The organism is Pleurocapsa sp. FMAR1 (genome assembly GCF_963665995.1).
In the GTDB taxonomy this organism is placed as follows: Bacteria; Cyanobacteriota; Cyanobacteriia; order Cyanobacteriales; family Xenococcaceae; genus Waterburya.
In genome coordinates this window covers 5,270,279-5,282,231 of record NZ_OY762512.1, presented here as the reverse complement: position 1 = coordinate 5,282,231, position 11,953 = coordinate 5,270,279, and the positions used below count along the sequence as shown (strand labels likewise).

Annotated in this window: 12 protein-coding genes and 1 pseudogene; 8 read left to right on the top strand and 5 right to left on the bottom strand. The window is 39.7% G+C overall.

Annotation, left to right across the window (positions count from 1 at the left end):
• Positions 1-462: 462 nt before the first annotated feature.
• The 7 genes from SLP02_RS25620 (at position 463) to SLP02_RS25590 (ending at position 6,021) form a co-directional block, all read left to right on the top strand.
• The gene (locus tag SLP02_RS25620; protein ID WP_319423519.1) at positions 463-1,551 is read left to right on the top strand and encodes a hypothetical protein; all 1,089 of its coding nucleotides are present in this window, start codon (positions 463-465) and stop codon (positions 1,549-1,551) included.
• Positions 1,552-1,562: 11 nt separating this feature from the next.
• Complete coding sequence (locus SLP02_RS25615; RefSeq protein ID WP_319423518.1) at positions 1,563-1,784, top strand: hypothetical protein; 222 nt, start codon at positions 1,563-1,565, stop codon at positions 1,782-1,784.
• 1 nt (position 1,785) lies between these two features.
• Positions 1,786-2,319: a phage tail protein gene (locus SLP02_RS25610; RefSeq protein ID WP_319423517.1), complete on the top strand. Its 534-nt coding sequence runs from the start codon at positions 1,786-1,788 to the stop codon at positions 2,317-2,319.
• Positions 2,320-2,342: 23 nt separating this feature from the next.
• The gene (locus SLP02_RS25605; protein ID WP_319423516.1) at positions 2,343-2,486 is read left to right on the top strand and encodes a hypothetical protein; all 144 of its coding nucleotides are present in this window, start codon (positions 2,343-2,345) and stop codon (positions 2,484-2,486) included.
• 36 nt (positions 2,487-2,522) lie between these two features.
• Positions 2,523-3,023 carry a CIS tube protein gene (locus SLP02_RS25600; protein WP_319423515.1) on the top strand — a complete coding sequence of 167 codons (501 nt, stop codon included), beginning with the start codon at positions 2,523-2,525 and terminating at the stop codon, positions 3,021-3,023.
• Positions 3,024-3,123: 100 nt separating this feature from the next.
• A complete protein-coding gene (locus SLP02_RS25595; protein WP_319423514.1) occupies positions 3,124-5,172 on the top strand; it encodes a VgrG-related protein in 2,049 nt (682 codons plus the stop codon).
• Positions 5,173-5,772: 600 nt separating this feature from the next.
• Positions 5,773-6,021 carry a hypothetical protein gene (locus SLP02_RS25590; RefSeq protein WP_319423513.1) on the top strand — a complete coding sequence of 83 codons (249 nt, stop codon included), beginning with the start codon at positions 5,773-5,775 and terminating at the stop codon, positions 6,019-6,021.
• A 70-nt stretch (positions 6,022-6,091) separates the two neighbouring features.
• On the opposite strand, the pseudogene SLP02_RS25585 reads toward SLP02_RS25590, so the two are convergent.
• The 3 genes and pseudogenes from SLP02_RS25585 to SLP02_RS25575 all read right to left on the bottom strand — a co-directional run.
• Positions 6,092-6,889, bottom strand: a pseudogene (locus tag SLP02_RS25585) (IS4 family transposase); the annotation flags it as partial.
• 21 nt (positions 6,890-6,910) lie between these two features.
• A complete protein-coding gene (locus SLP02_RS25580) occupies positions 6,911-7,282 on the bottom strand; it encodes a hypothetical protein (protein ID WP_319423512.1) in 372 nt (123 codons plus the stop codon).
• Between the two features lie 194 nt (positions 7,283-7,476).
• Complete coding sequence (locus SLP02_RS25575; RefSeq protein WP_319423511.1) at positions 7,477-8,316, bottom strand: hypothetical protein; 840 nt, start codon at positions 8,314-8,316, stop codon at positions 7,477-7,479.
• Positions 8,317-8,663: 347 nt separating this feature from the next.
• Between SLP02_RS25575 and SLP02_RS25570 the strand changes: the two genes are divergently transcribed.
• A complete protein-coding gene (locus SLP02_RS25570; RefSeq protein ID WP_319423510.1) occupies positions 8,664-8,855 on the top strand; it encodes a hypothetical protein in 192 nt (63 codons plus the stop codon).
• Positions 8,856-9,265: 410 nt separating this feature from the next.
• On the opposite strand, the gene SLP02_RS25565 is transcribed toward SLP02_RS25570, so the two are convergent.
• Together SLP02_RS25565 and SLP02_RS25560 are read right to left on the bottom strand one after the other, a co-directional pair.
• Positions 9,266-9,808, bottom strand: a complete 543-nt coding sequence (locus SLP02_RS25565) for an FHA domain-containing protein (protein WP_319423509.1) — start codon at positions 9,806-9,808, stop codon at positions 9,266-9,268.
• Between the two features lie 14 nt (positions 9,809-9,822).
• Entirely contained in the window at positions 9,823-11,952 is a 2,130-nt protein-coding gene (locus SLP02_RS25560; protein WP_319423508.1) for a substrate-binding domain-containing protein, read from the bottom strand.
• Between the last annotated feature and the right edge of the window lies 1 nt (position 11,953).

The following is an 11,953-nucleotide window of genomic DNA, read 5'->3' as shown; positions in this document are numbered from 1 at the left end:
AGGGGATGCTTTCCTGGGTAATGTGGCAAAAAGTTGAGATAAAACCAATAAGATAAAGGTAAGCTCCATATTCAGCTTTTTTATTTCCAAATTTACCCATCTATTCCAAAGAAGGGGAACTTAAATTCATCAAATAGTCACAATATACAGTAGTTGAACACTACTACACAACAGTTTCAAGTTTTTGCAACACTGCTTTATTAGACAGAAGTCGGATCTCTTCTACCTCAAACTTGCCTATATTTTAGATAGTCTAGCTCTAAGTAGTTGCTTAGAAGTAGATACAAAATTTATACCAACTGGAAAAACTAATAAAAGACTTGATTAACGCTTTTGCTTTTTGTGCCTTTATCTTGGCGCTTTAAGCTACTTCGCTGCTAAATCCAATTGGTACAATTTTAAAAGAATTGTTGCCTTAAAGATAAATGTCTATTGATGTTTGAACCTATACACTCAAAGATTATGAAACAGTCTATGCAGAATTTACCCAACGATCTCGACCCTGCTAAGCAAACATTAGAGGAAACACTCAAACAGGTAGAAGTAAACGATCGCATATCATCCCAGTCTAAATCGGTCGGGAACTCAGTTAAAACTCCATCGCTCAGACCTTCTCAGAACGTAATGAACACCAACATCAACGCAGAACCATTATCAGCACAAATCTCTAAACAGATAACCATTGTGCAAGTCGCACGTCCTCTTTCAAAAGCAGAAGCAGGAAACGACAAAACCATCTTGCAAAACCCAAAACCCCAAGATTCTACTCCTTCAGTAGTATTAGTCGATGACGTATCTTTGCCACAAAAACCTAGAGTGGCACAACAGAGCGGCTCTTCATCTCAACCTACCCAAACCTTTGAGGCAATAAACCGTACGCAAGATCCTTTTGCTCAATTTTCCTTAGAGGATGATTCTAAAAATCTTAATGCTGCTGAGGCTACTGTAGTTCAAAATCACAACAACACCATTGTCCAGCACTCAGATTCTGTTGTTCAAAACCTTACAGAGCGGACTATCATCCAATACTCGGACTCAGCTATTTATAATCCAGCGGAGCAAAGAGTTTATCAAGCAACGCCGCCTTTGTCTACCAATCTGAATCAAACACTTATCCAATCGAGAATGCCAAAATCTCCGCACTTATCAACACTGACGACTGTGCCAAAAAATCGAGCGCATATTCAACTATTCCATCCAAGTATTCGGAATATGTTTCGGACATTAGGCTCGTTCTGGAGAAAGATTGCCCTAAAGCAACCACAATCTCTTTTTCATCTAGGCAGGCAGCCAGCTATGGGGAAGATTTTAGAACTGCCATCTTCAACCCCCCTCAATTATTCTACTCATAATGCGATCGCTTCAGGTGAGCAGCCTAGCTTGGAACAGTATCAGAAAAAACTGCGGGAGTTAGATCTTTGTAGACTTTGTTTGGCAAAAGAATTGGCTAGAAATGGTAGATTTCGTGGTGCGATCTTTGAAGCTAAACAAATTTCTGAGACGAGCTACTTTTTTAAAGATGCCCAGATGCTGATTCAGAGTTGGAAGTAATTTTTAAGAAATTGACGCTCATTAATGATGCGGTGATCTCCATGTCCCAAAATTCTAGTCATACAAGCTTAGCTTACACAGTTGAGCATAACCGCCTGACACAGTTAGCTCAACAGTATCTTAACAATCTGGTGCTAATACATCAATTATGCGATCGCGTTCACGAACGACTTTACAGAAATCTCAAAATTCAAAAAGAGAGAATCGGTAACTCTTGTATAGGAAAACAATAAAATGACTACGCAACAATCCAATTCTAACGTCAAAAACTACGTCACAACTAACCGATTCTATATAGAAATCGGCACAAATATAGTTGCCTCATTTTCAGAATGTTCGGGCATCAGTATTGAAGTGGAAAAGGAGGTATATCACGAGGGTGGCGTAAACGAGCAGCAAAGAATCAGTTTAGGACAAACTCGTTTTTCAGATATCACACTAAAGCGGGGAATGACTGACGATTATACCTTTTCAAAATGGTTAGGCGAATTATTTGAAGGAATAACACAGCGACGCAACGTTAATATTCTGACATTCAATCAAGCTGGGGATATCATGAAGAGCTGGTGCTTGATTGGTGCTATTCCAGTGGGATGGAAACTCCCTAGTTTAGAGGCTGATGGCAATATGGTTGCAGTTGAGGAATTGACTTTAGCCTTTGAAGGTTTAAAAATCGGCAAGCAGTCTGCTGGTGGCGATGCAGTCTCTAGGGATGCGAAGGGATATTTTGCTGAAAGTGCTTGGAAATCAATGTCAACTGGAGCTTGATCGACGTTAAGTAGAACTCGATCGTGACCAAGATTAACCGCCCTATCGAGTTCAAATCAAAACGCTCTAACGGTGCATCTTTAGCTGAGGAAATCGAGCAGCTTTTGTACCACCGTTTAGCGTGCGATCGCGAGCGACGGGGACGGTCTGTAGGCTTTTTAGCTTAGTAACTTTACTGTATTCAAAGGACTGAGGAAAACGCAATGAAACTTGAAAAAGCAAAGCTGATGGTTCATAGTGACCCTAGCGGACAAGCCAAAGATATTGAGTTCATGTTTAATCCATCAGAACTTGATTTTACTCGGCAGATAAATTGGGATTATGACGTAGGCAATCGAGGAACCACTTTATTGCCAAAGGTTAATTTCTCTGGAGTAGAACCCTATTCATTTACCTTACAGAATTTATTATTCGATACTTACGAGACAAAGAAATCTGTTCTCAAGGGATATATTGACAATATTAAAAAGGGTGCGACGGCTCGTAGTAATACTCGTACTCGCCCGCCAGTCTATATTTTAACTTGGCACGATAGTTATTTTCACTGCGTCATGACGAGTTTGAACTATCGACTCACCCTCTTTCTACCTGATGGCACTCCTGTTAAAGCGATCGTTAATATTGGACTTCAAGAAGTCGATCCTGAAAATCTGCCAGGAGGAAAGCCACCAGCAATAGGAGTCCCTGATAAAAGACTTGCCTAAATTCTAAAACCTGCTAAAGGTTATCTCAATCTAAGAATATATCCTACTCAAAGGAATAACCTCTAAATTTTTATTCAACAACACAGAGCGTATCTTGCCAATGCCTACCAAAATTAATCGAACAACGTCTACTAACAATAGTCCAAACCTTTATTTAAACAAGCCTATAATCAAACTAAATGGTACGAAAGCACCAGAAGAACTAATAAATGACACTTTGGAAATTGTTGTGGATGAAAGTTTACACATGCCGAGTATGTTTGTTATTAAAATCCATAATGTCTATGTTAGCGCGAGCGAGAACAGTAAACCTTGGCAACACGAAAAGTACTTTAATATTGGCGATCAAATTTCGATTGGATTTGAGGCTAGTACGACAGAAGATGTTGATTTTCAGGAGGCCGAAATAGAGGAGCGGTTGATCGATGGCGAAATTACAGGCATTGAAGTCGAATTTTCCCATACATCTGAAGCCCATATTATCGTACGTGGCTATGACGTTTCCCATCGACTGCATCGGGGTCGCAACAATCGGTCTTTTCTAAACTGTACAGATACTGATATTGTACGACGTGTCGCTCAAGAAGCGAGGATTAAAATCGGTCAATTAGATGCAAGTGGTATCCCCCACGAATATGTTTTTCAAGAAAATCAGACCAATATGGAGTTTCTACGGGAGCGCGCCGCAAAAATAGGGTTTGAACTCTTTGTACAGAACAACAAGATTTTCTTTCGCAAGCCCAAAAGTGAAGGTTCTTTCAAGCTGGAGTGGCTTGAGGAGGTTACGAGCTTTGATGTAAGAGTTACCAGTGCCAAACAAGTTAGTTCAGTCCAGGTTAATAGCTGGGATTATAGTCAGAAAAAGTTGATCTCAGAAACTGTCTCGAAGGAACAATTGGTCACAGAGACGGGAAATGGCAATGGGAGCAGCATCGCTCAAAAGTTTAAAATGAAACAACCTCCTAAGATGATTGTGGTTGACCAACCTGTAGATACTGCAAAAGAAGCAAAACAGATGGCTCAGGCGATTTGTAATGTGCTAGGCGGAGATTTTGTGACTGCTGATGCCAAAGCTATAGGAGACCCTAGAATTCGACCAGGCAAAGTGATTGAACTTGCAAAACTGGGAACTCGCTATAGCGGTAAATACTATGTAACAGGAACTTGTCACCATTACATCCGTGGGAACTACACAACTAATTTTGCAGTTCGAGGGCTTAGAGAAGGCAGCTTACTTTCTACATTGCCGCCTAAAACACATTTGCAACCTGGTCAAACTCTCTTGGTAGGTTTAGTAACTAATAATAAAGATCCAAAAGGTTGGGGTCGCGTTAAAGTAAAATTTCCCACTTTAACCATGGATCATGAAAGCCATTGGGCTAGGGTAGTGGGTTTAGGAGCAGCTAATAAAAGAGGATTTTATTGTTTGCCAGAAATTAATGATGAAGTGCTTGTCGGTTTTGAACACGGCGATATTCATCGACCCTACATAGTGGGGGGTGTCTGGAATGGCAAAGACAAAACGGTGGAACCGGTTGCTGATACCGTCAAGAATGGCAAAGTAAGACTACGCACCATTAAAACCCGTACAGGACATGAAATTCAATTTGTCGAGGAAGACCATAAAAAATCTAAAGCAGGAATCTATATTAAAACTAAGGACGGACATCGTATCGACATCAACGATAGTCAGAAATTTATAGAAATTAAAACTGCTGGTAGGCATACCATTCGCATGGACGACAAAAGTAGTTCAAAAAAGATTGAAATTAAAACGTCAGGTAGAAATCAAGTGATCTTAAATGATACGAGATCTTTCATTAGCGTTAGAACTAGAGCGGGACAATCCCTCACCTTCCGCGACCTCGGCATGAATGTTGCCCTTAATACCACAGGAACGGTTAATGTAAATGGAACGGCAGGCGTTACGGTTACTAGTGCTGGTGCTGTTAACGTTAATGCTGGTGGTCTTGCCAGTGTTAATGCAGTAGGCGCTGCTAGCATAAAGGCAGGTGGACCAATTTCAGCATTTTCAGTCGCTCCAATTGATTTAACGTCAGTTTCCGCAATCACCATTAAGGCTCCAAAGATTTCAATGCTATCAGTGCCAGGGGGGACAAGTGTTAACGTTACTCCACTGCCAGGGTAGCAAAACCAAGTATACACTCATAAAAATGTTGGCGAAGTTTGTACTAAAAGTGAGCAGCGATCGCTATTTGTATATCATAAATATACCTTAAATTGCTGAGGGGATAATACACTATTGGTATTGAATTACAACACGATGTTGATGGACGAAAAAATCGAGAACCAAAGCAATTTACCTTTCCTAAAAAAATCATAGTTAAAACTTCGATTGTAATGAATAAACTTAATTTGACCCATAAGATCATCTCGTTTCACATTTTTGATTTGACTGGTTAATAATTAATTCGCAGCCTTGTATAACGATGGTCTTGTTCGAGCAAATTATTCAAGTATTTAACTGCGGTAGTGTTCAATAGATTCAGCTAGTAAACTAGACTCTTTAAGCTCTCCAATCGCTTTTAGATAAGCTTTTGCTTTGTCTTTCTTTATTACTCAGGCTACATCTGAATCTCATTGCTTAAGAGCTTTATCGAGGAATCGTTTTGCAGCTTGAACATCTCTTTTAGCAGAAGTGGAGAAAATCAATTGTCTGACCCTGACTATCAATGGCACGAGCGAGATATTTTAATTTCCCAGTTTCTCTAACCAAACGTTAGACTCTTTGACGCAAAGTACAGTTAAATCTCTCAACTACGTTAATTTTACTACTGGTTTTGCTCGCGGTTTCTGGGATTACAAAATTGTAGCAAACAACAGAGCGATCTCTCTAGTAGGAATGAAGCACGAATCGAGAAATGCCACCCAAAAGCATACCCTTTTATTACAAAGCTTCGGCATGAATTACACAAGCAATTGCAAATTTCTCAAAGCACAAAGCCTTAGAGCTTTTTTTAATGCCATTCTAGTTTAACCACGATTACTTAATGCTAAGTAATCTCATTCCGAATCGGACTCGTAAGGCTGACGGGGGGACAACCAAGCTAGACTATACTCTGTATGCGCTTCATAGCTGCCAGACCTTGAAGATAAAATGGCAATTTATTGATAGCAGTTCTCATTAATTTTTCGACCCATTGCCAACAGATATCCATGCTCAATACCCATGTAGTGCCATATAATCCCGTCCAGAAATAACTATGTCTTGGTCTATTTCTACCTTCAATCTTTAGGCGATTGATATATTCTTGATATCCAGTATTCCTAATCTTTAATCCCGCTAAACAACTAGCAGTATATGCAATCGCTATTAAAAGAATTAAATTAGTGAGACGTTGAGAATTGGCTTGGCTTCCTTCGAGATTATAACCACCACTCTTACAATCACGGAACATTGCTTCTATTCCACCACTAGCAGCAAATATTTTAATGACTTCCTGCTTGTTTTCTAGACTTGTCAGTAAATACCAAGGATGGGGTAATTGTTTATTTTTATATTTTCTGCGCCAATAAACTACGACATTAAATCGTTCTTTTCTAACCGATTCTGTAACTAATACTTTAGAATACAAAGTACGTTCTCCTGGTTGAACATTCAAAGTACTGAGAGATTGATATTTCTGATATCTGGGCTTGATTAAAGTATTTTTATTTAATCTTAAAACAAAGTTTATTTTCTTTTTACTTAGCCAGAGTGCTAAAGCCGTACTTCTGTATTCCCTATCCCCAATGACTACTAAATCATACTCTTTAAGTAACTTAAGTACAGGTCTAATTGTAGCTACTTGCTCGTAGAAATTACTACTACCCTTCTTTGATAAGAGTAACCAATAAATTGGTAAGGCTCTCTGCTTGCTCCGTCTTTACGCTGAGGAAACCTCAGCGCAGGCGGTGCGCTTTTTCCAAATAACACTTGCCATTGAAATATTATTGGCTTTCCATTGTGTTCGGTCGATAGTTATGATTAAGCGATCGCCTTGACTAAACTGAGTTGAAATTATCTTTTTGATTAAGGGAAACCAAAGTAAAGATAAACTTAATCTAGGAATAATTAAGAATCTTTGAATCTTTTTTCTTCTGCTTTCACATTTTATTGGATAGGGGAAGCTCGATGCTAATCTTTCAATTCTTACTTGTCGATGAGCCTGCAAGAGCCAAACTAAAATTTGTAATGTCAATAATTCCGAGTCTGGAAGATAAGTTTTGAGATAATCGAGATAAAATAAAGGCAACATTTTAAATTTTATAACTGTCTTCTATTTAACTAGACAGTTATTTTTATTGGTCTCCAGTCCCATAATCTAAAATGAGCGTAATTATTTAATAATTTTACTAGTTTTGGGGATTTCTACCTTGATTATTAAGTCAATTACACTAGTATTTGTATCTGGTTACTAAATCCTCTAAAGCCTTTGTCCTATCTTAATTATCAAGGTTGTCTCCCCGTCAGCTCGTAAGGGCTGTGCGAATTTCCTTTTGTCTTTTGATAGTTGCCTTTTGGCTTTTTATCTACTTTTCCGTTCTCCATTTCCCAAGTTCCACTATCATCGGTATGGTCGAGCTTTTCTAACTTTTCCTTAAAAGCCGCCAGTGCCTTTTCATTGTCAAGAAGTTCTTGCGGGGCTATCCAGTTAGAAAATGCCTCACCATGAGTCCCTGATGTCAAAACCTGATATCCAAGTTCAGCATAGACATATTCATTTAGAATTGCATGAGCCCATTGACAGAATAAACAGTCTTTTTTCACTCCTCCAACATATATGTCTTCCTTTTTTTTGTTTTGAGGCCGTTTATTTCTCCCTGCATGTTCCGATATTTCCTCATGTAAAGCCATCTCGCCGTGCTTGCTTCCATTTTTTTGTTCCCGCTTATCTAATTGATGCCATTGTATTGAGTTATTTTCTATCGCCTCCTTGATTCCACGTAAATTAACACTTTCATTTTCATCTGAATGGTACGTGCCTTCTCTCAAGGCTGATAATTTTGAAATATCTTTTTTCATTCGCTCATCATCATTATGTTCCTGTGAATCCTGTGTTGCTTCTGGTTCGGTAATCTTTAATATTCGTTCTTGAGCTTCAATAGAATCATCCTCCGTTACACGTCTTTTTCCTGAGTTACCTGCTGCGTGTATATTTCCATCAAGCTCAACCATAGCAACGTGTGGAGTTTTACTTTTCCCCTTCAGAACTTCCTTATGAAGCATTCGACTGTACTTATCTAATGCTCGATTGCCAGGATCTCGACGGAAATCCGCCTCTTCTCCCATTTGAACGTCTTCTTCCGAAGTTTGGAATCTCTTGCAGAGATGCTTATTGAACGGAGAAATCCTCTGCTTTAACTTCTCTTTAATTTCTGTTCACTATACGAGCAAACTCAGAGATTAAATAATACTTTTATCTGATTTTAAGGCATTTAAAACAATAGAGTAGTCGCTTTATTATTTTTGTTTGTTAGTAAAAGCTAGTTATTTATTTAAAATATTATCTGCTAAATTTTTTTTTAAACTTATTAACAAACTAGACATAAGTATAGTCTCATTTCATAGTCTGCTAAACTAAGATGAACTTAATCAAGATTAATCTCTAATATCCTCTCAATTACAAGGTAAAAATTATGGAATCAATTGGATACTTTTTTCGTAGAATGTTTGACGGAATTATTGATAGGCTATCCTATCAAATAAGATACAAAATAACCAATATTGCTGACTCTAAGATTAAAGAAACAGTCGAAAACCCATTTAATCAAAGAGCAGAAAATGACCAGCAAACAACAACTCGCCAGGAGCGAAATAATAAATATTAATTGAGAGTAACTCTCTTCCTTAAAATGAAACTGTTTAGTAGTTTTAAATGGTAAGGTAGATAGCCCTAAATTTGTAGTAACTTACTGTAGCAATGGATGAAATACCAGATAGCTCCGATCTATTTTTTTAACTTTTTGGAGAATGACAGAGTTTCTCTAACCAAACGTTAGACTCTTTGACGTAAAGTACGGTTAAATCCCTCAACTACGTTAGTTTTACTACTGGTTTTGCTCGCGGTTTCTGGGATTACAAAATTGTAGCAAAAAACAGAGCGATCGCTCTGTTTTTTGCCGTATAATAATATTTTAAGTGTTCTGGTTTATGTTTTATTTAAGAAGAAGGTTACAATAATGTTTTAACTCTAGATTTACTTGCTAACCAAACAAAAATAAGTTTCATGCATCGCAATTTAAGTTGAATCACCAATCAATTCAACCTGCAAGCAAATCAACCCATCCTGACCAAACTGTAATTTATCACCATTATTCAATGAATGGGGCGCTCCACGAGGTAATAATTTATCATTGAGGTAGCTACCGTTTCGGCTATCATCAACAATCATGTAAGCTTTTTGAGCAATCTCCCAGTAGAGATGAGCATGGGCGCGAGAGATGATACCTGCATGGGGCAGTCCTGTTAAATCGATGTCAGGACGCATACCATCAGCTATACTTTGACGACCAATTACGCCAGACTTCCTAAGCAATACAAAACTTTGTTGGCTCGGATGATGCAATTTTAGCTGAGGACGTTCCTGATTATTAATTGTTGATGAACGCTGGGGCGAAGGAGTGGGAGTTTGAGCATAGTGATCTGTCGAAGCTGCCTTAATAGGCGGTTGTACTGCTTGTGCCAAGGAAGTACCGCACATTGGACAAATTTTGGCTGTGTGTGGTAGTACTTGATTAAAGAAAGAGCAGCTTGGTTCTGGACAACGAGGAATTTGGCTCATAGTAATTGCGCTCCCTAACGATTGCGAGTAGATGACGATAATGTGTAGTTTTTAGGTACAGCTTGCAGCGGCACAAGGTTTGCTTGCTGAAGGAGATACTGTCCATCTTGAGTTTTGAGAAAATTAGCGAAAAGCGGTCCTGATACATTCCCAGGCAAATTATTATCTCTAGGATACGCAACAATCAACGGCGTGCTGAGTGGATAAGTTGCTGCCTGAAAAACCGATATATTAGGTTTTATATTAGGTTTTTCTAGACAAAGATTGTCGGATGGAGAAATAGGCTGCATTGCACCGTTGCTGGTTTCTCTCAGCAGTGGCTGCACTGGGTCTACACTTTTTGAGGCAATTGCTAGAGGGTAAATCTTGCATTGATCCCAGGTTTGGGTTAATAGTCCGAAACTAATTGAGCCAGCTTCAGGTTTTTGCACCTGCTTTTCTCCAGTGGCAATGGAGCGCAAGGTATCAAAGGTTGAACGTTGCTCAATCTTACTAAATTGGGCAATCAGACTCGGATCGTTGCCTAAAACTTTTTGTTGGAACAGGCTTAACGATTCAGGTTCCATCGGTCGATAGGGTTTGAGCGGCAGATCGGGAAAATTTGCACCTAGCTGTTTCCAATTAGTAAGTTGCCCTGTAAAAATCTGCTGCAATTGGGCAAGGCTAATCTTGCCTTGCAACGCACTTGGTAGATTTTGACTTTTGTATGCAGGTACATAGACTAAAAGACCATCATAGGCAATCGTTTCCTGAATTAACCCTTCGGGTAGTTGGGTTGATAAACTGGCGATTGCAAAATTTGCCTTGGCGTTTGCTTTGAGAACTTCATTGAGGGGAGAACGTTGAGGGGCATAAGTTCGGTAGTTAAAAATAGCTGCTGTATCCAACTTGGGTTGGGTCAAAAACTCTCTAACTTGGCGATCGCTCACAGGCTTTTTGTCCAAAACGGTTGTCCAAGTTCCAAGTGCTTCTCCGGTATAGGGATACTGTCCTGGCTGAATAGCATTCACATCTGCAAACGATGGTAAAAGCTGCTTAAAGCTATTCATCTGTGCATCAGAATTTGACATAAATCGGGGCAATAGCAACCATAACAGCCATCCTAATAGAGGCAAAGCGAGTAAACTCAAAAGCCAATATCGAGATTTCTGTTTTGCCGAAGACTCTGGGCTGAGATTTCCCTGAAAATTAGCAGCCGTTTCAGGTTGAGGTAGTTTAATCAAAGCCTGACGCGCCTCTGCCACCGAGTTGAACGGGGTTTCTAACCCTAGCAAACGAAGCAGAAAATCTCTCAGGGGCGGATCGTCTTGGGGCCAATGTTGAGCCTCACGCGAATTTAGTGGTGCGTCAGAACTAGAATGAATCTCTCGATTCGTCCAGAGAGCAAACGCGACTGCTCCGAGATCGATTAAGTCTTGTTGCGGTAATACCATCTGGGGTGGGACAGGGACAAAAAGCTGTTCCCAGGATGCCAGATCGCAAACATAGACGTAGCCGTTATCACTGACGACCAGGCTGTCAAGCCCCAAATTACCGTGGGCAGTTCCTGTGGTTTCAGAGGCTAATCTCGATGGCTGAGTGTGGAGGAAATGTAACGATTGCAATATTTGATTGAGGACTTGTCGTACTCGCGATGCAGAAAATGCTCCTGTCTCTGTCAAAACCTGCTTCAGGGTAGGAAGTGCCGCAATTTCGCCTGAAAAAATTAGATAGACGCGATCGCTTGATGGATCGGCAATGGTATCTGATCGAGTGACCAACCGAAACTCCTGACTCTTTGGGGTGGTTAAATTGCCCAGGGTAACTTGACCCAAGGCTATTCTGCGCTGTTGTGCTTCCACAGCATTAAAATATTGCTTAGGCAGTAAATACTCCTTCATTACAACAGATTGACCATTGCTGGTCTGAGTTCCTCTGTAAAGCCGTCCCATTCCCTGAGACCTAATTAGTTTAGAAATGCGATAGGTGCCTAAGCTGCCCCGAAGTTCAGTTGAAACTGGCAAGGTCGTGGGAAATCCGCATTCTAGACAAAACTTGGCACCTGGTATCTTCTCAGTAGTTTCTATCGGCTTGCGACAGCTCAGAGGCGCATTTTCTGTACATTGGTAGAATTTAGCTAGCGTAGTAGTATTAACAATAGGCATA